General features: G+C 60.4%; 23 protein-coding genes and 1 riboswitch. Of the genes, 12 read left to right on the forward strand and 11 right to left on the reverse strand.

Going from position 1 to position 25,816, the window contains the following annotated elements; all coding sequences use genetic code 11:
- Positions 1–163 precede the first annotated feature (163 nt).
- Both metF and ahcY read right to left on the reverse strand, forming a co-directional pair.
- Positions 164–1,009, reverse strand: coding sequence for a methylenetetrahydrofolate reductase [NAD(P)H] (metF, locus tag AC3IX4_RS01260; RefSeq protein WP_489258887.1), 846 nt, complete (start codon positions 1,007–1,009; stop codon positions 164–166).
- A gap of 170 nt (positions 1,010–1,179) precedes the next feature.
- The gene (gene ahcY / locus AC3IX4_RS01265; RefSeq protein WP_489258888.1) at positions 1,180–2,589 is read right to left on the reverse strand and encodes an adenosylhomocysteinase; all 1,410 of its coding nucleotides are present in this window, start codon (positions 2,587–2,589) and stop codon (positions 1,180–1,182) included.
- 21 nt (positions 2,590–2,610) lie between these two features.
- Positions 2,611–2,716: riboswitch (S-adenosyl-L-homocysteine riboswitch) on the reverse strand.
- A 156-nt stretch (positions 2,717–2,872) separates the two neighbouring features.
- Here ahcY and AC3IX4_RS01270 point away from each other — a divergent pair.
- Entirely contained in the window at positions 2,873–3,268 is a 396-nt protein-coding gene (locus tag AC3IX4_RS01270; protein WP_489258889.1) for an acyl-CoA thioesterase, read from the forward strand.
- A gap of 2 nt (positions 3,269–3,270) precedes the next feature.
- Here AC3IX4_RS01270 and AC3IX4_RS01275 read toward each other — a convergent pair whose 3' ends face one another.
- Entirely contained in the window at positions 3,271–4,506 is a 1,236-nt protein-coding gene (locus AC3IX4_RS01275; RefSeq protein ID WP_489258890.1) for a cation:proton antiporter, read from the reverse strand.
- Between the two features lie 196 nt (positions 4,507–4,702).
- On the opposite strand from AC3IX4_RS01275, the gene AC3IX4_RS01280 reads away from it, so the two are divergent.
- Together AC3IX4_RS01280 and AC3IX4_RS01285 are read left to right on the forward strand one after the other, a co-directional pair.
- Complete coding sequence (locus tag AC3IX4_RS01280; protein WP_489258891.1) at positions 4,703–5,536, forward strand: EamA family transporter; 834 nt, start codon at positions 4,703–4,705, stop codon at positions 5,534–5,536.
- A 27-nt stretch (positions 5,537–5,563) separates the two neighbouring features.
- Positions 5,564–5,947, forward strand: a complete 384-nt coding sequence (locus AC3IX4_RS01285) for an MAPEG family protein (RefSeq protein ID WP_489258892.1) — start codon at positions 5,564–5,566, stop codon at positions 5,945–5,947.
- Between the two features lie 656 nt (positions 5,948–6,603).
- Here the strand turns inward: AC3IX4_RS01285 and mltA are convergent.
- Positions 6,604–7,758, reverse strand: a complete 1,155-nt coding sequence (gene mltA, locus AC3IX4_RS01290; RefSeq protein ID WP_489258893.1) for a murein transglycosylase A — start codon at positions 7,756–7,758, stop codon at positions 6,604–6,606.
- 121 nt (positions 7,759–7,879) lie between these two features.
- On the opposite strand from mltA, the gene AC3IX4_RS01295 reads away from it, so the two are divergent.
- Entirely contained in the window at positions 7,880–8,329 is a 450-nt protein-coding gene (locus AC3IX4_RS01295; RefSeq protein ID WP_489258894.1) for a c-type cytochrome, read from the forward strand.
- Positions 8,330–8,347: 18 nt separating this feature from the next.
- On the opposite strand, the gene AC3IX4_RS01300 is transcribed toward AC3IX4_RS01295, so the two are convergent.
- The 4 genes from AC3IX4_RS01300 to AC3IX4_RS01315 all read right to left on the reverse strand — a co-directional run bounded on the left by AC3IX4_RS01300 (position 8,348) and on the right by AC3IX4_RS01315 (position 12,888).
- On the reverse strand, positions 8,348–8,743 hold the full coding sequence (locus AC3IX4_RS01300; protein WP_489258895.1) for a DUF1090 domain-containing protein: 396 nt from the start codon (positions 8,741–8,743) through the stop codon (positions 8,348–8,350).
- 115 nt (positions 8,744–8,858) lie between these two features.
- Positions 8,859–10,535: an NAD-dependent DNA ligase LigB gene (gene ligB / locus AC3IX4_RS01305; protein WP_489258896.1), complete on the reverse strand. Its 1,677-nt coding sequence runs from the start codon at positions 10,533–10,535 to the stop codon at positions 8,859–8,861.
- 148 nt (positions 10,536–10,683) lie between these two features.
- A complete protein-coding gene (gene metK, locus AC3IX4_RS01310; protein WP_489258897.1) occupies positions 10,684–11,874 on the reverse strand; it encodes a methionine adenosyltransferase in 1,191 nt (396 codons plus the stop codon).
- Positions 11,875–11,892: 18 nt separating this feature from the next.
- Positions 11,893–12,888: an ArsR/SmtB family transcription factor gene (locus tag AC3IX4_RS01315; protein ID WP_489258898.1), complete on the reverse strand. Its 996-nt coding sequence runs from the start codon at positions 12,886–12,888 to the stop codon at positions 11,893–11,895.
- Between the two features lie 247 nt (positions 12,889–13,135).
- Between AC3IX4_RS01315 and tkt the strand changes: the two genes are divergently transcribed.
- The 5 genes from tkt to fba all read left to right on the forward strand — a co-directional run bounded on the left by tkt (position 13,136) and on the right by fba (position 18,962).
- Complete coding sequence (gene tkt / locus AC3IX4_RS01320; protein ID WP_489258899.1) at positions 13,136–15,133, forward strand: transketolase; 1,998 nt, start codon at positions 13,136–13,138, stop codon at positions 15,131–15,133.
- A gap of 150 nt (positions 15,134–15,283) precedes the next feature.
- Entirely contained in the window at positions 15,284–16,345 is a 1,062-nt protein-coding gene (gene epd / locus AC3IX4_RS01325) for an erythrose-4-phosphate dehydrogenase (RefSeq protein WP_489258900.1), read from the forward strand.
- Positions 16,346–16,365: 20 nt separating this feature from the next.
- Positions 16,366–17,529: a phosphoglycerate kinase gene (locus AC3IX4_RS01330; RefSeq protein ID WP_489258901.1), complete on the forward strand. Its 1,164-nt coding sequence runs from the start codon at positions 16,366–16,368 to the stop codon at positions 17,527–17,529.
- Between the two features lie 32 nt (positions 17,530–17,561).
- A complete protein-coding gene (locus AC3IX4_RS01335; protein WP_489258902.1) occupies positions 17,562–17,780 on the forward strand; it encodes a hypothetical protein in 219 nt (72 codons plus the stop codon).
- A 117-nt stretch (positions 17,781–17,897) separates the two neighbouring features.
- Positions 17,898–18,962: a class II fructose-bisphosphate aldolase gene (gene fba, locus AC3IX4_RS01340; protein WP_489258903.1), complete on the forward strand. Its 1,065-nt coding sequence runs from the start codon at positions 17,898–17,900 to the stop codon at positions 18,960–18,962.
- A gap of 39 nt (positions 18,963–19,001) precedes the next feature.
- Here the strand turns inward: fba and AC3IX4_RS01345 are convergent, their stop codons facing one another.
- Entirely contained in the window at positions 19,002–19,673 is a 672-nt protein-coding gene (locus AC3IX4_RS01345) for a polysaccharide lyase family 7 protein (RefSeq protein WP_489258904.1), read from the reverse strand.
- 308 nt (positions 19,674–19,981) lie between these two features.
- Between AC3IX4_RS01345 and AC3IX4_RS01350 the strand changes: the two genes are divergently transcribed.
- From AC3IX4_RS01350 to AC3IX4_RS01360, 3 genes are read left to right on the forward strand one after another with little or no spacing between them, the layout of a single operon-like run.
- Positions 19,982–22,102 carry a putative bifunctional diguanylate cyclase/phosphodiesterase gene (locus AC3IX4_RS01350; protein ID WP_489258905.1) on the forward strand — a complete coding sequence of 707 codons (2,121 nt, stop codon included), beginning with the start codon at positions 19,982–19,984 and terminating at the stop codon, positions 22,100–22,102.
- Positions 22,103–22,155: 53 nt separating this feature from the next.
- On the forward strand, positions 22,156–22,653 hold the full coding sequence (locus AC3IX4_RS01355; protein WP_489258906.1) for a M48 metallopeptidase family protein: 498 nt from the start codon (positions 22,156–22,158) through the stop codon (positions 22,651–22,653).
- Positions 22,654–22,666: 13 nt separating this feature from the next.
- Entirely contained in the window at positions 22,667–22,963 is a 297-nt protein-coding gene (locus tag AC3IX4_RS01360; protein ID WP_489258907.1) for a winged helix-turn-helix domain-containing protein, read from the forward strand.
- On the opposite strand, the gene AC3IX4_RS01365 is transcribed toward AC3IX4_RS01360, so the two are convergent.
- Positions 22,954–23,418 carry a GNAT family N-acetyltransferase gene (locus AC3IX4_RS01365; RefSeq protein ID WP_489258908.1) on the reverse strand — a complete coding sequence of 155 codons (465 nt, stop codon included), beginning with the start codon at positions 23,416–23,418 and terminating at the stop codon, positions 22,954–22,956. The two genes, AC3IX4_RS01360 and AC3IX4_RS01365, sit on opposite strands and share 10 nt — an antisense overlap.
- 53 nt (positions 23,419–23,471) lie before the next feature.
- The gene (gene yccS, locus AC3IX4_RS01370; RefSeq protein WP_489258909.1) at positions 23,472–25,652 is read right to left on the reverse strand and encodes a YccS family putative transporter; all 2,181 of its coding nucleotides are present in this window, start codon (positions 25,650–25,652) and stop codon (positions 23,472–23,474) included.
- Positions 25,653–25,816 lie beyond the last annotated feature (164 nt).

A 25,816-nucleotide genomic window follows, 5' to 3' on the forward strand; every position in this document is an offset into this window, starting at 1 on the left:
AGGTCAAATGTAAAGGGTGAGATACACGCCTTATCTCTCGGAACGGGCTCACAAAAAAACCTGTAGGAGCTAGGTTTGCCTGCGATGGCCCACCGCGGTACATCAGGCATACCGCAGCGTGTTCATCGCGAGCAAGCTCGGCTCCTACAGTCGAAAATCATGTTCAGCGAGGCAGCTTGAGGTTGTTCCAGATCGCCAGGCTCGGATCCGCCTGGTTCAGCGTGTAGAAGTGCAGGCCTGGTGCGCCGCCTTGCAGCAGTTGCTCGCACATGTCGGTGATGACCTGTTCGCCAAACGCCTGGATGCTCTTCACGTCATCGCCGTAGGCTTCCAGTTGCTTGCGGATCCAGCGCGGGATTTCCGCACCGCAGGCATCGGAGAAGCGCGCCAGCTTGCTGTAGTTGGTGATCGGCATGATCCCCGGCACCACTGGAATGTCGATGCCAGCCTTCTGTACGCGTTCCAGAAAGTAGAAATAACTGTCGGCGTTGAAGAAGTACTGGGTGATCGCGCTGTTGGCGCCAGCCTGGGCCTTGCGGACGAAGTTGTTGATATCGTCTTCGAAGTTGCGGGCCTGGGGGTGCATTTCCGGGTAGGCGGCAACTTCGATATGGAAGTGGTCGCCGGTCTCTTCACGAATGAAGCTGACCAGTTCGTTGGCATAGCGCAGCTCGCCACTGGCTATCCCCATGCCCGACGGCAGGTCGCCACGCAGGGCAACGATTCGACGGATACCCGCCGCCTTGTATTCGGCCAACAGGGAACGCAGGTCATCCTTGCTGTCACCCACGCACGACAGGTGCGGAGCCGCTGGGACTTTGACTTCGCTTTCCAGCTGCAGCACGGTATTGAGCGTGCGGTCGCGGGTCGAGCCACCGGCACCGTAGGTGCAGGAGAAGAAATCGGGATTGTAGCTGGCCAGCTGACGAGCAGTGGCGAGCAGTTTTTCGTGGCCAGCGTCGGTCTTGGTCGGGAAGAATTCGAAGCTGTAGCGACGTTCTTGGGACATGGTCGTATCCTGTAGGAGCACGGCTTGCCGGCAATGTTATCGATGCGGTCTGTCTGAAAAACCCTGTAGGAGCCGGGTTTACCCGCGATGGCATCACCGCGGTATCTGGATAGACCGCGGCGATGCCATCGCGAGTAAACTCTGCTCCTACGGCAGTTGGGGACAGCCGATCAATAGCGGTAGGCGTTTGGCTTGAATGGGCCTTCCACGGTCACGCCGATGTACTCGGCCTGTTTCGGGGTCAGCTGAGTCACTACGCCGCCAAAGCCGCGGACCATTTCCAGGGCCACTTCTTCGTCCAGCTTCTTGGGCAGTACTTCAACGGTCAAGCGCTCGGCCTTGTCGGCAGCCGACAAATCGGCGTACTTCTGGGCGAACAGGTGGATCTGCGCCAGTACCTGGTTGGCGAAGGAGCCGTCCATGATCCGGCTTGGGTGGCCAGTGGCGTTACCCAGGTTCACCAGACGGCCTTCGGCCAGCAGGATCAGGTAGTCGTCGTTGTGCGGATCGAAATCGCCAGCGCCGGTACGGTGGATCTTGTGCACCTGCGGCTTGACCTCTTCCCATGCCCAGTTCTTGCGCATGAAAGCGGTGTCGATTTCGTTGTCGAAGTGGCCAATGTTGCACACCACGGCACGCTTTTTCAGGGCCTTGAGCATGTTGGCGTCGCAGACGTTGACGTTACCGGTCGTGGTCACGATCAGGTCGATCTTGCCCAGCAAGGCTGCATCGATGCTCGCTTCGGTGCCGTCGTTGATACCGTCCTTGAAGGGCGAAACCACTTCGAAGCCGTCCATGCAGGCTTGCATGGCGCAGATCGGGTCAACTTCGGTGACCTTGACGATCATGCCTTCCTGGCGCAGGGACTGGGCCGAGCCCTTGCCCACGTCACCGTAGCCGATCACCAGCGCTTGCTTGCCGGACAGCAGGTGGTCGGTACCACGCTTGATGGCATCGTTCAGGCTGTGACGGCAGCCGTACTTGTTGTCGTTCTTGCTCTTGGTGACCGAGTCGTTGACGTTGACGGCCGGGATTTTCAGCTCGCCTTTGGCCAGCATGTCCAGCAGGCGGTGCACGCCGGTGGTGGTCTCTTCGGTCACGCCGTGGATTTTTTCCAGCATGGCCGGGTATTTCTTGTGCAGGATTTCGGTCAGGTCACCGCCGTCGTCCAGCACCATGTTGGCGTCCCATGGCTGACCGTCCTTGAGGATGGTCTGCTCGATGCACCACTCGTACTCTTCTTCAGTCTCGCCTTTCCAGGCGAATACTGGGATGCCGGCAGCGGCGATGGCAGCAGCGGCCTGGTCTTGGGTGGAGAAAATGTTGCAAGACGACCAGCGAACTTCGGCACCCAGGGCAACCAGGGTTTCGATCAGCACGGCGGTCTGAATGGTCATGTGGATGCAGCCAAGGATCTTCGCGCCCTTGAGCGGTTGCTCACCGGCGTATTTACGGCGCAGGCCCATCAGCGCAGGCATTTCCGATTCGGCAATGATGGTTTCGCGACGGCCCCAGGCAGCCAGGGACATGTCGGCGACTTTGTAATCGGTAAAACCTGCAGGCGTGTTTACAGCGCTCATATAGAGCCTCCATTCGTAGTGTGCGAATGGGCGCCGTTGTGCGTTTAAGGCCCGCAAGGTTAGCCTGTGCGGACAACGCCCCATCCGAGCCTGACAGGTCGAACCTGCTGCAGCGCCCCTCGGACAGGTGGCGGGAACGGTATCAAGTGATGATGACCGTTTTGAAACGGTGGCGATTATAGCCGCGCAGCGCTATTGAGACCATAGTCGATGACCAATGGAGCGATCGACCAACGTCTGCCATTATTCAGGGCATCTATGGCAAAGAAGGTCAGGAGTGAACATGAATTTTCATACCCGCAAATGGGTCAAGCCTGAAGACCTTAACCCCAACGGCACACTGTTCGGCGGCAGCCTGCTGCGCTGGATCGACGAAGAAGCGGCCATCTACGCCATCGTCCAGCTAGGCAACCAGCGGGTAGTGACCAAATACATATCGGAGATCAATTTTGTCAGTGCCTCGCGCCAGGGCGACATCATCGAGCTGGGCATCACCGCCACCGAGTTTGGTCGTACCTCCATCACCCTGATGTGCGAAGTACGCAACAAGATCACCCGCAAGAGCATCCTCACCGTCGACAAAATGGTCTTCGTCAATCTCGGTGAGGATGGTCTGCCAGCGGCCCATGGCCGAACTGAAATCAAGTACATCGAGGATCAGTTCGACGCAGAGAGCTGACTTCAAGCCGGCTCTGCAACCCCCCGCACTAGCCGGCCGATGCTCAAGCCCTGCAGCAGGATCGAAGACAGCACCACGATATAAGTGATGCTCAACAGCAGGTCACGCTCTGGCCCAAGGGGCAGGGCCAGGGCCAGGGCCACCGACACACCGCCGCGCAAGCCACCCCAGGTCAGTACCCGGATGGTGCCGCGCGGCACGCTGCGCCGCCGACGCAGCAGCATGATCGCCGGTGCCACCGTCAACCACCGAGACAGCAAGATTGCCACGGCCAGCAGGCTGGCGGCGGCCACATGCATCCAGGAGAACGGCAACAGCAACAGCTCAAGGCCGATCAGGGCGAACAACAGGGCGTTGAGCATGTCGTCGAGCAGTTCCCAGAAGCCGTCCAGATAGCGGCGAGTCATCTCGTTCATCGCCAGGTTGCGGCCCAGGTTGCCGATGACCAGCCCGGCAACCACCATCGCGATCGGTGCCGAAACGTGCATTTCGTAAGCCATCGCCGACCCTCCGATGACCAGTGCCAGCGTCAGCATGACCTCGATCTGGTACTGCTCGATGCTCTTGATCATCCGATAGACCAGATAACCGATCACACCACCGAACACTGCACCCCCGACGGCTTCGCGGGCAAACAGCATGGCGGTCTCGGAAACGGTGGGGGTTTCGCCCAACTGCGCGATACCCAGCAGTACGGTAAACACCACGACGGCGGTACCGTCATTGAACAGTGATTCACCCACGATGGTGGTCTTGAGCGGCTTGGACGCGTTGGCGGTACGCAGCACGCCGAGCACTGCAATCGGATCGGTCGGGGAAATCAAGGCGCCGAACAGCAGGCAATACAACAGGCTGACGTGCCAGCCGAACAAGGCAAAGATCCACTGCGCCAGATACCCGATCACCACCGTGGCGATCAGCACACCGAAGGTCGCCAGCAGGCCGATGGGCCAACGGTAGTTGCGCAGGTCCGCAAGGTTGACGTGCAAGGCGCCGGCAAATAGCAGGAACGACAGCATCCAATGCATCAGCACATCGTTGAAGTCTATCTGGCCGATCAGGCTTTGCACCCGATCTTCAAGGCCGGGGAACCCGAGCAGGCTCAGGCATTGCAAGATGAGGGAGAACAGCAGTGCGGTGACCATGACACCGATAGTGGGCGGCAGGCCGATAAAGCGGTAGTTCACATAAGTGAGCAGCGTGGTAAGGCAAATAAAGGCGGCGACTAGCTCAAGCATCCGGGCTCCTGTGAGGTTCTAAATGAGTGCCCGAAGGGGTCGGGCAAGGGTTTGATGCCCCGCCAACACGCCCAAGGCACAGAAATCGTGATGGCGTTGACCCTTTATGAGCCACGGCGTTGCAGTCAGCACAGAAAAAGATCGGTAGAGTTCGAAGCCCTTTACGGCTTTGAGCAGATTCAATAAGGATTGTGGCGTGGTAGCAACCGGGCTTGTGTTGGTCGCGGCGCTCTTGCATGCGACCTGGAATACCTTGATCAAATTCAGCGCCGAGCGCCTGCTGGTGATCGCCAGCATGGACTCGGTCGCGCTGCTGTTTGCGGTGGCCATGGTGGGCTTTGTCGATGTGCCGCCGCAGCAGATCTGGCCTTGGATGCTGGCCTCGGCAGCGTTCGAATTGCTCTATCGTTATTTGCTGATCCAGGCCTATCGGGTAGGCGATCTGGGGCTGGTCTACCCGCTGATGCGTGGGCTGTCGCCGCTGGTGGTGCTGGCCTTGACGCTGATCTTTGCAGGCGAGGTGCTTACCACTCAACAGATCCTCGGCATTTTATTGATCCCGTTCGGCATGCTCTGCCTGCTTTGGCAGGGTGGGGGTGGCGATCGATTGCCCTGGTCGATGCTGCCGGTGGTGGCGCTGATTGGCCTGTGTATCGGTTGCTACACCTGGCTTGATGGGCAAGCGATCCGGCTTTGGTCGCAACCCTTGGATTACTTGGTCTGGTTGACGTTGATCAGTGCCTGGCCTTATCCGCTGCTGGCCTTGGTGGCCAAGCGCAAGCCGTTTGTGCTGTTCTGGCAAACCCAGTGGCGGCTGGGGCTCAGCGTCGGGTTTTGTGTGCTGCTCAGCTACGCCCTGGTGTTGTGGGCCATGCAGCTGGGTTCAGTCGCCGAGGCGGCAGCCTTGCGTGAGGTCAGCGTGATTCTGGTGGTGTTGATGGGGATGCGCTACCTCAAAGAACCTTTCGGCCGGCCACGGCTCTTAGCCTGTGGGCTGGTACTGATCGGCATGCTGATCATGAAGCTTTGACTCTTCAATCGAAAAAGGACGCTTCCAATGACTGTTGCCTTCTGGTGTGTGCTGATTGCCCTGCTTCTGCCCTATGTCTGCACCCTGACCGCCAAGCTCAGTGCCGGCTTCGGCCTGCGCCAGAACCACGACCCTCGCGCCTTTCTTGAAGGCCTCCAGGGGTTCCCCAGGCGGGCCCATGCCGCGCAGTTGAACAGCTTCGAGATCCTGCCTGCGTTTATCGCTGCGGTGATCATTGCCGATATCCTCGGCAACGCCGAACAGGTGACCCTGGACGTGCTGGCGGTGATGTTTATCACCAGTCGCCTGCTTTACATCATTTGCTATCTGGCGGACTGGGCGATGCTGCGTTCGCTGGTGTGGTTTGTGGGGCTGGGGCTGATCATCAGCTTGTTTGTGGTGTCAGGGTAGGCGCCGGCTTTAGCTGCGATGAATGCGCCGCGGTTTGTCTGATACACCGTGGTGTGGCCATCGCGACCAAGGTCTGCTCCTACACACCTCTGTTACCGCAGGCTGTCACCTCTCCCTCGCAAACCGGGTAACACGGAAACAAATCGTTTGGGTTTTTTGGCTTCGGTCGTGAGGCTTTTGGCTGAACCCCCCGCTTTTATTGGGTTTCTAAAAGTTGGCACGGGACCTGCTATAGGTTCTGTACAACAAAAACAATAAATGCGACAAACCCAATAAAAACAAGATGAAACGACTCTGACATAACAAGAACAAGCACGACAGAGACGAAGCTAACAGATTTTTTTGGAGAGGCTTTGCACTCCAGGGGCTTGCCCCGCAGCCGGACAGAGAACAACAAAACTACCCTAAGGTAGCTCCCGAGTCGGTTGGACCAGCGATGGTGAAGGCAGATCAGCGATCAAAAAAATACGTTTGCTCTTGACCCCGGATGGGGGTCACCAAGAACGCGGTAAAGGGTCACGGCCGACAAAAACAACAACAGGCCGCCCCTCAATAAAAATAAAGAGCACGCGACAAACTTTGAGGGGAGCCTAGGCTCCCCTCAGTGCTTTGCGGGAATTGAAAATCCCAAAGGCAACGCCGCCACCCCTCCAACCTCAGGGATTGGCCACCTGCGGCACTTGCGGCAATGCCGCGCCCTTAGGCCACAGCATCCAGATTTGCCCTTGCTGCTTCATGTTTCCTGCCAGCTCGCCAGCGGCGTGCCCAGTGCCCCAGAACAGATCTGCACGCACTTCGCCAGTGATGGCGCCACCGGTGTCTTGGGCGGCGACCGGGCGAACCAGGCTGCTGCCATCCGGGCGGGTGGTGGATAACCACAGAAGGCTGCCCAGCGGAATCACCTTGCGGTCGATCGCTACGCTGTAACCGGCGGTCAGTGGCACATTCAAGGAGCCCCGCGGGCCTTCGTTGCTGTCAGGGCGGGTGCTGAAGAAAACGTAGCTCGGGTTGCTGGCCAACAGTTCCGGGACCCGGCTCGGGTTGGCGGCCGCCCAGTCGTGAATCTTGCCCATGGTCACTTCTTCTTTCTTCAACTGACCCTGCTCGACCAGCCAGCGACCAATCGGCCGATAAGGGTGGCCGTTCTGGTCGGCATAGCCGATACGCAGTTGCCGGCCACTGTCGAGCTGGATCCGGCCCGAACCCTGGATTTGCAGGAACTGCAGGTCCATCGGGTCGGTCAGCCAGGCCAGTACGGGGGCCTTGGCGCCTTTGCTGTTGATGGCAGCGGCATCGTCGTAGGGCTTGAGTACGCGGCCTTCCAGGCGCCCGCGCAGGCGCTTGCCCTTGAGTTCGGGGTAGACGCTGTCCAGTGCGACCACAACCAAATCGTCCGGTACGCCGTAGACCGGCACCGAGGCTTTGGGGGTGGCGGTGAGGCTGCCCTTGTACACTGGCTCGTAATAGCCGGTGATCAAGCCATTGGCATTGCCATCCGCCGATTGCAGGCCGTAGACCTGCAGTTGCGACTTCAGAAATTCGCGAATGGCCACCGGTGTTTGTGCAACACCCGCTGCCGCTGCGCATGATGGTCCCCAGGTCGGGTCGTTTTTCAAGCGCGTACAAGCGCTGCGCCAGGAACCGAAGCCGGCCAGCAGGTCGTTATCACTGACGGCGGGTAGATCTTCCCAGGTGCCTTGTTTATAGGTGGCGATGGCATGGGTGGCAGGTTTTTGTTCGCTGCCATTGCAGCCGGCGAGCAAGGCGATGATCGGGGCGGCCCAGAGCAGGCGGCGCAGCGGGGTATTCATGGGTGAGTTCCTTGCGGGGTTGCGGTCGACTGCCGCGTTCAACCCCTATCATTAATAAGGCTATTGGTCTTTTCGAGTGACGCAGGGATACTGGCGGCCGATTCCTGAACCTTAAGCCATCATGATCTTGAAAAGAGTGACCATCGTTGTACTGGCTTGTCTGGCCCTCACCGCGTGCGGCGGCGTGGACCCCCATTCGCCACTGGGACAGCGCAAAACCATCTTCAAACAAATGCTCAAGACCAGTGAAGACCTGGGTGGCATGCTGCGGGGTCGGCTGGCCTTCGATGGGCAGCAATTTGCCGACGGCGCGGTCAAGCTCGACAGGTTGTCGCGTGAGCCGTGGAAACACTTCCCTTCGGTCAAGGAGGCGGACCACACCAGCGCCAAGGCTGAGGTCTGGCAAAAGCAGGCGCGCTTTCAAACGCTTGCCCAGTCGCTTGAGTCCGCCACCGCTGATTTGGTGATTGCTACCCGACAGCAACCGCTCAAGGCCGGTGCCCTGGCGGCGCCCATGCAGAAAGTCGAAGACAGCTGCAAGGCCTGCCACAAGGAATTTCGCGACCATTGAGTCGGGGGCGTTGGCGACTTACTTGTCCAGCTCGTCCAGCGCCTGTTGCAGTTCCTTGCGCGACTCGGCGAGCTTGTCCTTGCGCGTATTGATCTTCTCGGCGTCGCCTTTTTTCATGGCTTTGTCCAGGTCGGCCTGACGTTTGCCGACCTCGTGGCGGGCTTCGAGCACCTTGTTTTCACGTTCCCTTTTCAGCGACGCGTCGGTGCAGTTGGCGCTGACTTCGCTCAGGGCCTTCTCAAGGCCGGACACCTGCTCGCTGTTGCCTGCGGCGCGCGCCTGCTCAAGTTGCGTGCTGATGGCCTGGCGCTTGGCTGCGCATCCGGTCAGGCCCGGTTGCTCTTCGGCGGCAGACAGGTGGGTGGCCAGCAGCCCACAGGCGGCAATCAAAGCAAGGCGGGAAAACAGGGTCATGGTGGCTCCATACTGACCAGGCCACGCACAGGGGCGTGGCGCTCGCGGTTGTTCACTCAGGCCGCTCCTGTTGGATCGGCATCTCTGGTGGAGATGGTGCCGGGATAACGCAAAATTAGAAACCCTGGATTTGCGCTTGGCGTAATTGCTCACTGAGCGCGACGACATTCGGGTCGTTGAAAAATGCCACCCGTTGCGCGGCGCGGCCGGCGCCGATACCCGGCTGCGCTTGCCACTGCGCCAAGGTGCGCGTGGCCAGTTGTGACCATAAAGCGTCCGGGTCTGGATCATGCGGTGCAGGTACGCCGAGCCCCTTGAGCCAGCGCTGGAAAGGTTGTTGCCGAGTATTTCGAAAGCTTTCGAGCAGTGACTCGCGGGTGGCTTGCGCGATGCCTGGGATTTGCATCAGGTCTTGCGCATCGAGCATCAGCCAGTCAGCCAGACCATTGATGCGGCCGCTGTCGATCAAGATTTGCCAAGTACCCGGCCCGACGTTGGGGATCGCCAGGCCCTGCTTGCCGCCCAACCAGTTCAGGCGGGCCAGAAACTGGCTCTCGCAGCCAGCGCTTGGTGTCCAGCAACTCAAGGCATGGTAAGTGCCGGGGGCAGGCGGGGTGACTTCGAGTCGAGGTTCGCGGCGTTCGATCACGGCGTCCAGGCGCGGGATGGTGGCACCGGCCAGGCTGATGCTGACCTGATCGCCAGGGCGAATATCCAGTTGTTGCCAACGCTTGAGCGAGCCGAGGCTGACCTGCCGGACTTGGCGGTCATCCAGTTGTACAGGCGTAACGCTCAGCATGGGTGTGATACGCCCAGTGCGTCCTACATTGAACTGCACCTTGCGCACGTAAGCTTGTGCCTGGGCGAAGGGGTATTTCCAGGCCGCGGCCCAGTACGGCTCAGCGGCTCGCCAGCGTTGGGCGGGTGGGCGGCGGCTTTCACGCAGCACCACACCGTCAGTGGCAAACGGCAGGGGCGAGCGATACCAGCGGTCGCGCCACCTTGCGGCTTCGGACAGATCGTCGACCTTGACGCTGTAGAGCACCGGCTCGACAAAACCCAACTCACTCAAGCGGCTCAGGCGCTCCAGCTGCGTCGCTGGGCCTTGGGGCCAGTCCCAGACGAACAGACCCAAGTTCGCCCCTTCGGTGGTGGTCAGTTGTTTGCGTGCCATCAGCCCGGCAACTTTGCTGCGGGCATTGATCCCGCCCGCCTTGGCCTGGATATGGTCTTCCAGAGACAGGTACAGCTCGCCCTGCATGACCAGGTCGACAGGCTCGGGCAACTGCCGGTTGAGCCCCGAGAGCAGGGGGATGTGCCGGCTCCAGTCGTGGCCATGACGGCCATTGCCGCGGCTGATCAGTTGCGTCAGGCGACCTGCCTGGTAGACAGCCGTGACGGCCACACCATCGACCTTGGGCTGAATCCAGACCTCCTTTCGATAGCGCAGCCAGTCTTCGACAGCCTTGGCGTTTTCCAGCTTTTTAAGGCCGGTGTGGGCAACGGGGTGCGGGATTGGGCCGGCTGCTGTTTTCAACGGGTCGGGAGGTGTCTGGCCGGTGCCGGGGAAACAGCGTAGCCATTTGTTGAGCCGAGCGCGGGTTTGGTCGTAAAGCTCGTCCGGGACTTGCGAGACACCGAGGCGGTGGTATTGATCGTCCCACTGCTCCAGGCGTTCAGTGAGCTGGGTGATGTGCCGAGAAACCTGCTCGGTTGACAGGGCGTTCGGGCAGTTGGCGGCTTGGGCGCTGAAGGCCCATAGAAGCAGCAAGCCTATCCAGGGACTGGGCATGGCGAGTGTCCTTACTCGGGGAGGGAACCCGTAGCCTAGGAACACCTGAGCGATGCTGCAGCGCAACTTGATGAGGCGATGTTTCGGTGAGGGTGCTATGCACGGTCAAGCCGGTGATCCGGCCCGACCGTGAAGCTTTTACAGAGGATTACAGGCCAGCAGCGATGCGCAGGGCTTCGGCGCGGTCGGTACGTTCCCAGGTGAACGCGGTGAAGGTGTCGTCGCCGACAGTCATCTCGACCGGGGTACGACCGAAGTGGCCGTAGGCAGCGGTCGCCTGGTACATCGGGTGCAGCAGGTCGAGCATGGTGGTGATCGCGTAAGGGCGCAGGTCGAAATGCTCGCGCACCAGCTGGATGATCTTGTCATCGGACAGCTTGCCGGTGCCGAAGGTGTTCAACGAGATCGACGTCGGCTGGGCGACTCCGATGGCGTAGGAAACCTGGATTTCGCAGCGCTCGGCGAGGCCCGCGGCAACGATGTTCTTGGCCACGTAGCGACCGGCGTAGGCGGCCGAACGGTCAACCTTGGACGGGTCTTTACCCGAGAACGCGCCACCGCCGTGACGGGCCATGCCACCGTAGGTGTCGACGATGATCTTGCGACCGGTCAGGCCGCAGTCGCCTACCGGGCCACCGATGATGAAGTTGCCCGTTGGGTTGATGTGGAACTGGGTGTCTTTGTGCAGCAGTTCGGCAGGCAGGGTGTGCTTGACGATCAGCTCCATGACCGCTTCACGCAGGTCTTTTTGCGAGACTTCCGGGTTGTGCTGGGTCGACAGCACAACAGCGTCGATGCCCACCACGCGGCCGTTTTCGTAGCGGCAGGTGACTTGGGACTTGGCGTCCGGGCGCAGCCACGGCAGCAGGCCGGACTTGCGCGCTTCGGCCTGGCGCTCGACCAGGCGGTGCGAGAAGCAGATCGGTGCAGGCATCAGTACGTCGGTTTCGTTGCTGGCGTAGCCGAACATCAGGCCCTGGTCGCCGGCGCCCTGGTCTTCTGGCTTGCTGCGATCCACGCCCTGGGCGATGTCGACCGACTGTTTGCCGATGATGTTCATCACCGCGCACGTGGCACCGTCGAAGCCGACTTCGGAGCTGTTATAGCCAATGTCGACGATGACTTTACGAACGATTTCTTCCAGATCGACCCAGGCCGACGTGGTGACTTCGCCAGCGATGATCGCGACGCCGGTTTTCACCAGGGTTTCGCAGGCGACGCGGGCGAATTTGTCTTGCGCGATGATAGCGTCCAGTACCGCGTCAGAAATCTGGTCGGCGATTTTGTCTGGATGCCCTTCGGACACGGACTCGGAGGTGAAAAGGGAATATTCGCTCATCTCGACGGGTTCCTAAATTTACCGATGGTGAGTGTCGCCAGTCGTTCGCCGGAAATGGCGAACCTGTATCTGGAAACCGTTACGCAAGCCTACATAGAGGCTGTCACCGGGAATCAGCCCGGCGGCGGTGGCCCAACGGGCCAAGTCTTCCTGTTCGAACCCCAGCCAGAGATCTCCACAGGCCTGTCGGGCCCAGCTCTGGTCGTGGCTGCACAATTCGGTGACCAGCAGGCTGCCCCCGGGCTTGACCCGGTTAGCCAGCTGGCGCAAAGCCTGATCCGGCGCGCTGAAATGGTGCAAGACCATGTTCAGCACCACGCAATCGGCCTCCAGTTGCAACTCGCCCAAGGCATCGGCCAGTTGCAGGGTGACATTGTTCAACGTTTCGCGCTGGCACACCTGGCGGGCCAGCTCAAGCATGGCCGGGCTGTTGTCCAGCGCCCAGACATGGCTGAAGCGGCGCGCCAGCTCCGGCAGGAAACCGCCGTCGCCGGGGCCGACTTCCAGAGCGCAGGCATCGGGGCCAAAACTCAGTTTGTCGAGCAGCGCCAGCAGGCTTTCACGGTACTGCGGCAGCCCAGCGATCAAGTCCTGCTGGGCGCGAAATTTTTCCTCGACGCGCTCGAAGAAGTCCTGGCTGGTTGCAGCGCGTTGCTGCTGGACCTGGCTGATGCGCGCCAGCACGTCCAGGGGCAAGTCGAGGCTGTCGACTTCTTCGAGCAGTGCGCAATGCAGCTTGCCGCCCAGCTGGACGGTATTGGGCAGGGCGCGACGATAGAAAATCGCATTGCCCTCGCGGCGCGTCGCCACAAGGTCAGACTGGGCCAACACCTTGAGGTGATGGCTCATGCCGGACTGGCCCATGGCAAATATCTGCGCCAACTCCAGCACACCGTACGAATCGCTGGCCAACACCCGCAGCACCTTGAGCCGCAGCGGGTCGCCGCCGGCTTTGCACAGGGCAGCCAGCTGATCGCTGTAGGGGTGGCCAATCGAGGGTACGCGCAGGTTCATGGGGCGGCAGTCTAGTGAGGGGGCGGCTGGCTCGCAAGGGCAATATCAAAACTTTTTGATATTGCGCGATGGGCGGAGCCGAATCTGCTGCGGCACGGTCCAAATCGCAGACATTCTGGTGATTCGGGCCATCGGTGCAGGAAAATAGTGCGCCTGCGACTATCCGTCATTGCCCCGAGGGCTCGGAGTGGGCGAAAATGCGCGTCTTTTTTCTGCCGTACTACTTTTAAGCCCTAGGAGATCAGCGATGCCAAGCCGTCGTGAGCGTGCCAACGCCATTCGTGCCCTCAGCATGGATGCCGTGCAAAAAGCCAACAGCGGCCATCCCGGTGCCCCAATGGGCATGGCGGATATCGCCGAAGTACTTTGGCGTGATTATTTGAAGCACAACCCGAGCAACCCGAAATTCGCCGACCGCGACCGCTTCGTGATGTCCAATGGCCATGGTTCGATGCTCATCTATTCGCTGCTGCACCTGACCGGCTACGACGTCACCATCGACGATCTGAAGAGCTTCCGCCAGCTGCACAGCCGCACCCCAGGCCACCCGGAACTCGGCTACACCCCAGGTGTTGAAACCACCACCGGCCCGCTGGGCCAGGGCCTGGCCAACGCCGTGGGCTTCGCCCTTGCCGAAAAGGTCATGGGTGCTCAGTTCAACCGTGAAGGCCACAACATCGTCGACCACCACACCTATGTGTTCCTGGGTGATGGCTGCATGATGGAAGGGATCTCCCACGAAGTGGCTTCCCTGGCCGGCACCCTGGGCCTGAGCAAGTTGATCGCCTTCTATGACGACAACGGCATCTCCATCGACGGTGAAGTCGAAGGCTGGTTCACTGATGACACGCCTAAGCGTTTTGAATCCTACAACTGGCAAGTGATCCGCAATGTCGACGGTCACGACCCGGAAGAAATCAAGACCGCTATCGAAACCGCCCGCAAGAGCGCGCAGCCGACCCTGATCTGCTGCAAGACCATCATTGGTTTTGGTTCGCCCAACAAACAGGGCAAGGAAGATTGCCACGGCGCTCCGCTGGGTAATGACGAAATCGCCCTGGTCCGCAAAGAGCTGGACTGGAACCATGGCCCGTTCGAAGTCCCGGCTGACATCTATGCCGAGTGGGACGCCAAGGAATCCGGTGCTGCCGCCGAAGCCGAGTGGGACCAGCGTTTCGCGGCCTACTCCGCTGCTTTCCCGGAGCTGGCCAATGAATTGGTCCGTCGCCTGAGCGGCGATCTGCCGGCCGACTTCTCCGAAAAAGCCGATGCCTACATCGCTGAAGTGGCTGCCAAGGGCGAAACCATCGCCAGCCGTAAAGCCAGCCAGAACACCCTGAACGCCTTCGGCCCGCTGCTGCCAGAATTCCTCGGCGGCTCGGCGGACCTGGCCGGTTCCAACCTGACCCTGTGGAAAGGCTGCAAGGGTGTCAGCGCTGAAGACGCCAACGGCAACTACATGTACTACGGCGTTCGCGAGTTCGGCATGACCGCGATCATGAACGGCGTGGCCCTGCATGGTGGCCTGGTGCCTTACGGCGCGACTTTCCTGATGTTCATGGAATACGCTCGCAACGCGGTGCGCATGTCGGCACTGATGAAGCTGCGCGTTATCCACGTCTACACCCACGACTCCATTGGCCTGGGCGAAGACGGCCCGACTCACCAGCCGATCGAGCAACTGACCAGCCTGCGTACCACGCCGAACCTGGACACCTGGCGCCCTTGCGATGCGGTCGAATCGGCCGTGTCCTGGAAGCACGCGCTGGAGCGCAAGGACGGCCCTTCGGCGCTGATCTTCTCGCGTCAGAACCTGCAGCACCAGGACCGTGATGCTGGCCAGATCGCCAACGTCAGCCGCGGTGGTTATGTGCTGAAGGACTGCGCGGGCGAGCCTGAGCTGATCCTGATCGCCACCGGTTCCGAAGTCGGCCTGGCCGTGCAAGCCTTCGACAAACTGACCGAGCAAGGCCGCAAGGTGCGCGTGGTTTCCATGCCTTGCACCACCGTCTTTGATGCCCAGGATGCTGGCTATAAGCAGGAAGTACTGCCTCTGCAAGTGGGCGCGCGGATCGCCATCGAAGCCGCTCACGCCGACTACTGGTACAAGTACGTGGGCCTGGAAGGCCGCGTGATCGGCATGACCACCTACGGCGAATCGGCACCTGCCTCGGCGCTGTTCGAAGAGTTCGGTTTCACCCTGGAAAACATCCTGGGTCAGGCTGAAGAACTGCTGGAAGACTAAGTCTGGATCTTGTGTTGTCTGGGCGGGCCTCATCGCGGGCAAGCCCGGCTCCTACTGTAGGAGCCGGGCTTGTCGGAACGCCGCACCGCCGCGATAGGGCCCGCACAGGCACCCCAAATCCTGAATTTCACCCCGGTAATCGAGAACCCCATGCCTCAACCGCGTCCCTACAAAGTTGCTCTGAACGGCTACGGCCGGATCGGCCGTTGTGTCTTGCGTGCACTGGTTGAACGCGGGGAAAAGGCCGGGTTTGAAATTGTCGCGCTTAACGATCTGGCCGATCAGGCCAGTCTCGAATATTTGACACGCTTCGATTCCACCCATGGCCGGTTTCCCGGCGAGGTGCGAATGGAGGGTGACAACCTGCTTATCAATGGCGACTGCATCAAAGTCTTGCGCAGCGCCACCCCCGAGGGCATCGACTGGGCCTCCCTGGGTATCGACCTGGTGCTGGAGTGCTCCGGCGCCTACAACACCCGCGAAGAGGGCCAGCGCTTCCTCGATGCCGGTGCCCCGCGGGTGCTGTTCTCCCAGCCGATGGCCAGCGAGGCCGACGTGGACGCCACCATCGTCTACGGCATCAACCAGGATGACCTGACCGGCCAGGAGCGGCTGGTGTCCAACGCTTCCTGTACCACCAACTGTGGCGTGCCGTTGCTGCGCATTCTCGATCAGGCCTTCGGCCTTGAGTATGTGTCGATCACCACGATTCACTCGGCCATGAACGATCAGCCGGTCATCGATGCCTATCACCACGAAGACCTGCGCCGCACGCGCTCGGCCTTCCAGTCGGTGATTCCGGTGTCCACTGGTCTGGCGCGTGGCATCGAACGCCTGCTCCCGGAACTTGCTGGCCGAATTCAGGCCAAAGCGGTACGTGTGCCGACCGTGAACGTCTCGTGTCTGGACATCACCCTGCAGACCGCTCGTGACACCGACGCGGCCGAGGTCAACCGGGTGCTCCGTGGAGCGGCAGCCAGCGGCCCGCTCAAAGGCCTGCTGGCCTACACTGAGTTGCCGCACGCCAGTTGTGACTTTAACCATGACCCTCATTCGGCCATCGTCGATGCCAGTCAAACCCGCGTCTCCGGCCCACGGCTGGTGAACCTGCTGGCCTGGTTCGACAACGAATGGGGTTTCGCCAATCGCATGCTCGACGTGGCAGAGCACTTTCTGCACGTCATTCATCAACCCAGCTTGCAAAAACCGTAACGGCCCCGAAGGATTGCATTATGACCGTGTTGAAGATGACCGACCTCGATCTGCAAGGTAAGCGCGTATTGATTCGCGAAGACCTCAACGTTCCTGTGAAGGACGGTGTGGTGACCAGCGATGCGCGTATCCTTGCTTCGCTGCCGACCATCAAGCTGGCGCTGGAAAAAGGCGCGGCGGTAATGGTGTGCTCGCACCTGGGCCGTCCTGTCGAAGGCGAGTTCAGTGCCGAAAACAGCCTCAAGCCTGTGGCTGACTACCTGAGCAAGGCCTTGGGTCGTGACGTTCCACTGGTTGCCGATTACCTGGGCGGTGTTGACGTCAAGGCCGGCGACATCGTTCTGTTCGAGAACGTGCGCTTCAATAAGGGCGAGAAAAAGAACGCCGACGAGCTGGCCCAGCAATACGCGGCGCTGTGCGATGTGTTCGTGATGGACGCTTTCGGTACGGCCCACCGTGCCGAGGGCTCGACCCACGGCGTGGCCAAGTTCGCCAAAGTAGCTGCCGCAGGCCCGCTGCTGGCTGCCGAACTGGACGCATTGGGCAAGGCCCTGGGCGCTCCGGCCAAGCCGATGGCTGCCATCGTTGCCGGCTCCAAGGTCTCGACCAAACTGGACGTGCTCAACAGCCTGAGCCAGATCTGCGACCTGCTGATCGTGGGCGGCGGCATTGCCAACACCTTCCTGGCCGCAGCCGGTTACAAGGTCGGCAAGTCGCTGTACGAACCGGACCTGGTTGAAACCGCCAAGGCCATCGCTGCCAAGGTCAACGTACCGCTGCCAGTTGACGTGGTGGTTGCCAAGGAATTTGCTGAAAGCGCTGTGGCTACCGTCAAGTCGATTGCCGACGTTGCCGATGACGACATGATCCTGGACATCGGCCCGAAAACTGCCGAGCAGTTCGCAGAACTGCTGAAGACGTCCAAGACTATCCTGTGGAACGGCCCGGTGGGCGTGTTCGAATTCGACCAATTCGGCAACGGCACCAAAACCCTGGCCAAAGCGATCGCCCAGAGTGATGCCTTCTCCATTGCCGGCGGTGGTGACACCCTGGCGGCCATCGACAAATATGGCGTGTCGTCTGACATCTCCTACATTTCTACCGGTGGTGGCGCGTTCCTGGAGTTTGTCGAAGGCAAGGTACTGCCAGCGGTCGAAGTGCTGGAACAACGGGCCAAGGCCTGAATCGATCGGCACACGGCAAAGGGAGCGTCCTGATGGTCAAGGCATTGCCGCTGTTAATCGTCATCGGATTGCTGGGCGGCTGCGGATCCTCGCAGCCTGCTCCACAGAAGGATGAAGCACGCTCGCAAGGCGGCTGCTACCAGTCTGATTGGCAAGCGGAAACCGCACCGGTCATCAACAAGCGTGCAGGGCCTGAAAACCTTGAGAAATATGACGCCGACCACCAGCAGAAAGCGCGCGGTTGTCCGTGAGCCAAACGCACTACAGAAATTCACAGACAGGCAGTAGCCTGTCTACACGACTTGAATAGCGGCCGCCCCTGCGGCAGGCTTGCAAATTAACGACCTTCGTTGGGAGAGACACAAAAAATGGCACTCATTAGCATGCGCCAGATGCTGGACCACGCCGCTGAATTCGGCTACGGCGTTCCAGCTTTCAACGTCAACAACCTTGAGCAGATGCGCGCCATCATGGAAGCGGCTGACAAGACCGACTCCCCGGTGATCGTCCAGGCTTCGGCCGGTGCACGCAAATACGCAGGTGCTCCTTTCCTGCGCCACCTGATCCTGGCCGCCATTGAAGAATTCCCGCATATCCCGGTGTGCATGCACCAGGACCACGGCACCAGCCCTGACGTCTGCCAGCGCTCCATTCAGCTGGGCTTCAGCTCGGTCATGATGGACGGCTCGCTGGGTGAAGACGGCAAGACCCCGACCGACTACGAATACAACGTGCGCGTCACTCAGCAGACTGTTGCCATGGCTCACGCCTGCGGCGTTTCGGTTGAAGGCGAGCTGGGCTGCCTGGGTTCGCTGGAAACCGGCATGGCCGGTGAAGAAGACGGCATCGGCGCCGAAGGCATCCTGGACCACAGCCAGATGCTGACCGACCCAGAAGAAGCCGCTGACTTCGTCAAGAAGACCCAGGTCGACGCCCTGGCCATCGCCATCGGCACCAGCCACGGCGCCTACAAGTTCACCAAGCCACCTACCGGTGACGTGCTGGCCATCGACCGCATCAAGGAAATCCACAAGCGCATCCCTAACACCCACCTGGTGATGCACGGTTCTTCCTCGGTTCCGCAAGAGTGGCTGGCGATCATCAACCAGTACGGCGGCGACATCAAAGAAACCTACGGCGTACCGGTTGAAGAAATCGTCGAAGGCATCAAGTACGGCGTACGCAAGGTCAACATCGACACCGACCTGCGCCTGGCGTCCACCGGTGCGATGCGTCGCCTGATGGCCACCAACCCGAGCGAGTTCGACCCGCGCAAATTCTTCGGCGCCACTGTGACCGCCATGCGTGATGTCTGCATCGCCCGTTACGAAGCCTTCGGTACTGCGGGTAACGCTTCCAAGATCAAGCCGATCTCCCTGGAAGGCATGTACCAGCGTTACCTCAAGGGCGAGCTGAACGCCAAGGTCAACTAAGACCCGAAAAAACCCGCAGAAATGCGGGTTTTTTTAATCTCAAATTTTGTCGTGGTCGATGTCCAGCTGCGAAAACGTCACCATCCCGCCTTCGCTGGTGTACCCGGTATTGTCCTGGGTATACACCCCCGCCTTGAAGTACAACAGCTTGTCGCGCCAGGTCTTGCTGATGGCGCTGTCCCAATGACCATTAGCGGCTGATACACCCAATGCGCCCCCCGGGCTCAAGTGGATGAGGTATTTGAATGCCTGGTTCAGGGGTATCCCTTGCGCGATGACGATCACTCGACTTTCTTCATCATCCGGGCGGTTTCGCACCTTGGCGACGATGTTGCCGGTCTTTGTGGTGGTTTTGTATTGATACTCGAGCTTGAGCAGCGGCCGGGTGCTTTTGTAGGCGTGGATCTGGCCGATCACGATCTTGCCGCTGGAAGGCACTTGATTGACTGCCAGTGTCGCCCGCAGGAAGTTGTCGGCGCTGGCGTAGGTCCAGTTGCGCAAGGTGCCATTGGAGTAGGTTTCCCGTAGCTCCGTACGCGGGTAAATGGCGTTTTCGGTTTTGGTGCCGGTCACCGGCGACCAGAAAAACAGGGTGCCGGTATCAGAATGGAAATACTTGTTCTTGAAGCCTTCTACCAAACGAGGGGTGTCGATGGTGGCGGGTGGATTGCCCGTGGGAACACTGAGGTTCCAGGTGGCGAGATCGATCATTTCAGATTCCAGTCAAGCGCCCGCGAGGGCCGTACTTCAGGCCAGGGCACCAAGGCCCGGACCGTCTCGGGAGCTCTTTATAGCGGCTGGCTTGCCGACTGTTAACGGCATTTCGTCGAAAGGTTGACGCCAACCTAATGGCTAAATAATGCACGCCAATGGATTGGCGAGTTGCGGGCAGTACCGTTAGTCGGGGAGAACGAGGTTTATCAGGTGATGGCAAGGTGCCTTGCCGTCTAATCGAATTTTCCCGACTAGAGTTTCTGTTCAAGTTCTCAAACCAATACTCGAGAAAGATGAGAAGCAGCATGGAATGCGCTTACCCACAGCTGACTGATCAAGGTCCTGTTTTATTGGTAGTCGATGACTATCCCGAAAACCTGTTGAGTATGCGTGCCCTGTTGGAGCGTCATGACTGGCAGGTATTGACCGCAGCTTCGGGGTTGGACGCCCTGGGTACATTGCTGGAACACGAAGTGGACCTGGTCCTGCTCGATGTGCAGATGCCCGGCATGGACGGCTTTGAGGTGGCTCGGCTGATGCGCGGCAGCCAGCGCACGCGGCTGACCCCAATCATTTTTCTCACGGCCAACGAGCAGTCCCACGCTGCCGTGCTTCGCGGCTATGCCTGTGGTGCGGTGGACTACCTGTTCAAGCCTTTCGACCCGCAGGTTTTGCGGCCCAAGATCGAGGCGTTGCTGGAGCATCAGCGTAACCGGCGGGCGCTGCAGCGTTTGACCCAAGACCTTGAAGTGGCGCGGGCCTTCAACGCTTCGGTGTTGGAGAACGCCGCCGAAGGCATTCTGGTGGTTGATGAGAACGGCCGGATCAACTTCGCCAACCCGGCCATCTCTCGATTGCTGGGGATGCCGAATGAGTCATTGCAAGGCACCAACCTCTTGAGTTACCTGCACACCCCGCCCGTGTCGGATTGGCGCGAGTCGGATTTCTACCGGGCATATCTTAACCGCAGCATTTTGCGCCAGCACGATGCTGTACTGCGCACCAGCACGGGCCAGCAAATACCGGCGTCGCTTTCCTGCGCGCCTTTGCCCGCTGAGCAGGGGGCCATGGTGGTCACGGTGCAGGACATGTCGGTGGTGCGAAACCTTCACGAACAACTGGAGTTTCAGGCCGTTACCGACCCGCTGACCGGCTTGCTGAATCGGCGGGGGTTCAACCAGGCCGTGGAAAGTATGCTGGTGCGCAATGATCGCCAGAGTACTACCCAGGCGTTGCTGTATCTGGACCTGGATGGCTTCAAGCGCATCAATGATTCATTGGGCCACGATGTCGGTGACCGGGTGCTGTGTTGGGTGGCCGAGCAACTCAAGGACTGTTTGCGGCCCTACGACATCATTGGCCGCTTGGGCGGTGATGAGTTTACGGCCTTGCTGGAGAACCTCGATTACCCTGAGCACGCCGCCAAGGTCGCGGAAAAGCTGATCGAACGGATGTCGATCTGTCAGCAGATCGACGGCCGAGAAGTGATACTGGGCGTCAGCATCGGAATCGCCACTTACCCGGAATGTGGCGCCAATCTGGAAGGCTTGTTGCGTGCGGCGGACACCGCGATGTACGCCGCCAAGCAGGCCGGGCGTCAACAGTACCGCTTTTATGACCAGGACTTGAACGGGCGTGCGCGCTCGCGGTTGATGCTGGAGGCCAGCCTGCGTACCGCCATCGAACAAAAAGACTTCGACTTGCAGTTTGTGCCGCAGGTATCGCTGAGCAATGGTTGCCTGCGTGGCTTCGAGACGCTGTTGCGCTGGCAGCATCAGACGGTTGGCGAGGTGGCGCCTTCGCTGTTTATCCCACTGCTTGAAGAGGCGCGGTTGATCACTCGCCTGGCCAGTTGGATCTATGATCAGGGCGCCATGTGTCGGCAGGCCTGGCAGGGCCGGTTTGCCAGTGACGTGAAGCTCTGCCTGAGCCTGAGCAATGCACAGTTCGCCATGCCTAACCTGGCCGAGCAATTGAGCGATGTGATCAGCCATCATCAGTTGCTGGCCTGGCAGCTGGAAATCGAGGTCAGTGAAACCTCGTTGCTGCACAACCAGCCAGAGGCTCACAAGCAGATACAGCGTCTGCGTGGGATGGGCGTGACGGTGGCGCTGGATGATTTTGGCGTGGGCAACTGCTCCCTGACCCTGCTGCGCGACTTGCCCTTGGATGTGGTCAAGCTGGACCGGCAATTGATTGCCCGGCTGCCCGACTCTGCCGAGGACGCCGTCATGGCCCGCTGCATTATCGAGCTGTGCCGCGAGTATGGCATCACGGTGATTGCCGAAGGCGTAGACAACAACGTTCAGGTGCAATGGTTGCGGGCCCATGGCTGCCAGTACGTGCAGGGCCCACGGGTGTCGCGCCCGCTGGCAGCGCACGACGTCAGCGAATTTGCTTCGCGGTTTGACTGGGGCTTGCGATAGTTCGCCACCGCCAAGTTGGGTAGACTGACAGCTTTATCCAGTCGACTCTCGCCATGACCGCGCTGAAGTACCTGCAAGCTTATCCACAATCCTTGCAAGATCAGGTTCGCTCCCTGATCGCCCAGAAGCGCCTGGGCGATTACCTGCACGAGCGTTACCCGGATCGCCACGCGGTACAAAGCGACAAGGCGCTCTACAGTTATGTCCAGGCGCTCAAGCAGCAGCACCTGCGCAATGCGCCGAACCTGGACAAAGTGTTGTTCGACAACCGCCTGGACCTTACCCATCGCGCACTCGGTCTGCACACTGCGGTATCGCGCGTGCAAGGCGGCAAGCTCAAGGCCAAGAAAGAGATCCGCATCGCTTCGCTATTCAAGGAAGCCGCGCCACAGTTTCTGAGCATGATTGTGGTACACGAGCTCGCGCACCTCAAAGAAGCCGATCACAACAAGGCGTTCTACCAACTCTGCGAATACATGCAGCCGGGTTATCACCAGCTGGAATTCGACCTGCGTGTCTACCTGACCTGGCGCGACCTGCCCAGCGATTGACAAGGAATGCCCCATGGAAGTCAGCAAGACCAAGAGCAGTTTCTATCGCCGCCTCTACGTGGCCTGGCTGATCGACAGCCAGACCGCGACCAGCGTGCCGGCCATCACCGAGCACACAGGTATGCCCCGGCGTACGGCCCAGGACACCATTGGCGCACTGGCGGACCTGGATATCCTCTGTGAGTTCGAACAGCAGGAAGGGCTGCGCAACCATGCGGGCAGTTACCGCATTCGTGACTGGGGGGCGATCGACAAGCAGTGGATCGCCACCCATCTGGTACAGATCAAGCAGGTGCTGGGTTACCCCTGAACCGCTTCACGGCGCATGCCGATGTGGGGGATGCCGTCTTCCAGATACGCCTCGCCCGCCACTTTGAATCCGTAGCGGCCGTAGTAGCGTTGTAAGTGCGTCTGGGCTGACAGGAAGATCGGCACGCCCGGCCAGCGCTTCTGGGCCTGCTCCAATGCCTGCACCATCAGCCCGTGGCCAAGGCCCTGGCCGCGGACGTCCTCGGCGATGACCACGCGTCCAATCACCACATCGCCGCCTTGGGAGTCGGGGTCGAGCAGGCGCACATAGGCCACCAGCCGGTCGTTTTTCCAGGCCATCAGATGGCAGGTGTCTCCCGCCAGGTCCTGGCCATCGACTTCAAGGTAGGGGCATTTCTGTTCGACCACGAACACCTGCGTGCGCAGTTGCAGCACAGCGTAGAGCTGTTCTTTGCCAAGGTCCGTGTGATGTTTGCATAGCCAGGTTATCGGCATGGGTCTTCCTGATGGGGCCTATGTGGGTCAAGCGATTATGGCTCGTGACGGGTTCAGCTCACAGGCTCCTTGATCAAGTGCGCTGCCAAGGTGCGCAGCGGGCCGAGTTGGCGGCAAATCAGCGCCAGTTGAGTCTGGACCAGGCGTTGGCTTTCGTCGATCTCTTCAGGCATCTGCTCAAGCTCGGTGGCCAATGCTTCCTCTTCATCACTCTGGACCCTGACCGGCTGCTTGTTGGCCAGGCTGCTGGCAACCTCATCGATGCTGTTGGCCAGACGCTCGCCGGCACCCTCGATCAGCTGTTCGCGCACCGGTGCTGGCAGGCTGGCATCGCGGTGTGCGCCAAGGCCCGAAAGGTAGCTGAGCAGAGTGTGCGAGAGCACCAGGAAGCGAAAGCCCACATCGGCTTCCTTACGGAAATGGCCGGGCTCCATCAGCATGTTGGACAGCGTGGTCGACAGCGCCGCGTCAGCATTGTGGGCGTTGCGACGGGCCAGGCGGTAGGCCAGGTCATCACTTTTGCCCGTGGCGTACTGCTGCATGATCTGGCGCAGGTAGATGCTGTTACAGCTCAAGGTGTTGGCCAGCGCCTTGTTGAGCTTGCGGCCTTGCCAGTCGGGCAGGAACAGGAATACCGCCAGGCCTGCGATCAGGCTGCCGATCAAGGTATCGATCAGGCGGGGCAGGAACAGCCCGTAGCCGTCGCCGATCTGGTTGAAGCAAAACAGCACCATCAGGGTGATCGCGGCGGTCGCCAGGGTGTAGCGAGTGGTGCGGTTGACGAAGAACACCACGCCAGCAGCCACGGCAAACAACGCCTGGATGGTGGTGTGCGGGAAGAGGTCGAACAGCGCCCAGCCCACGGTCAGGCCGATGGCCGTACCGAAAATCCGTTGCACCAGTTTACGGCGCGTGGCGCCATAGCTGGGCTGGCAGACAAACAGCGTGGTGAGCATGATCCAGTAGCCCTGGGTCGGGTGAATCAGGTGCACCATGCCGTAGCCGATCGCCAGGGCCAGTGGCAGGCGCAGGGCATGGCGAAACAGCAATGAGGTGGGTGTCAGTTGCTGTCGCAGGCGCGTCCAGACATCGGTCAGGTTGTGTGGCGAGCGGTCCAGCAGACTGCTGTCGGAAGCTTCCGCCAGCGCGTCGGGATTGCTGGCATCGGCGAGCAGTCGGTCGAGGGTGCCCAGGTTGGCGGCCAGGGCTCGCAGCGAGCGCAGCAGCCCCTTCCAGGCCGGATTGCTTTGGATACGCAAGTGCTCGAGCGAAGCGTGCAGATCGTTCAGTGCTTCACCGACGTGGGCGTCCCGGACAAAGGGTTGGCGCAGTTGGATCGACTCCGAGAGCTTTTGGCAGAGGATGCCTTGCTGGCGCAACAGACGCTGGCAGCGAAACAGCACATCGCTGTGGAAAAACGCCTCGGCCAGGGCGTTGTAGGGGTAGTGCGAGGAGCTGGCCCGTTCGTGGATGTCCTGGGCCAGGAAGTACAGCTTCAGGTAGCGACTGACCTTGGCGCCAGGGCGGTCGTTGCTCACCCGGTGCAGAATAATCTCTTTAGCGTTATTGAGTGCGGCCACGACCCGGCCGTTTTGCCGCGCCAGCTCCAGGCGGCGGGCCTCCACATCCAGTTGGCGGATGGGTTCGAACAGCATGGCCTTGAACTTGAGGTAGCGACCCAGCTCGCGAAACAGCCGGGCCAGGCTCTGCTGCACCGGCTGATTGGAAAACATCGCCTGCCAGAGCACCGACAGCAGCCCGTACCAGGCCGCGCCTGCCACCAGCAACAAGGGTTCATGCCAAAAGTCGGTGACTTGGCCGCCGCGCTGATCGACGCCGATCATGGTGTAGACCGACAGGATCAAGGTGGCTGAAGCGATGGCGCCATATCGCTCACCCAAGGCGCCCAGCATCGTCAGGCCGAAGCTGGCCAGGGCCAGGGCGCAGACAAAGATCACGGGGTAGGGGAACAACATCTCCACGGACAAGGCCGCGACGGTAAAACACACCAGGGTGACCGCCAGGGCATTGAGGCGGCCCTGCCAACTGTCATCGGTTTCAGCGAGGGCGCTGGCGACGATGCCCAGGAACAGGGGAATCAACAGCGTCATCTGGTCCTGGAACCAGCACAGGGCCATGGCACCGGTCAGGGCGATGAACACCCGCACGCTGTAGCTGAACTTATCCAGCGCCCACAAGCGCCGCAAAGATTGACGAAACGAGGTCGATGCCATGAAAGGATGCAGGCCTGCTGGGCGATGGTTCGAATTTAGCGGGTTATGGTGAATGCGCCAAGACGGCGTTGGGCCTCAATCGCAATGCCGGACCACCCTATGCCTGTAGGAGCACGGCTTGCCGGCGATGAATGCACCGCGGTTGATCAGGCAGACCGCGGCGC

This window comes from Pseudomonas sp. KH_021 (assembly GCF_057838865.1).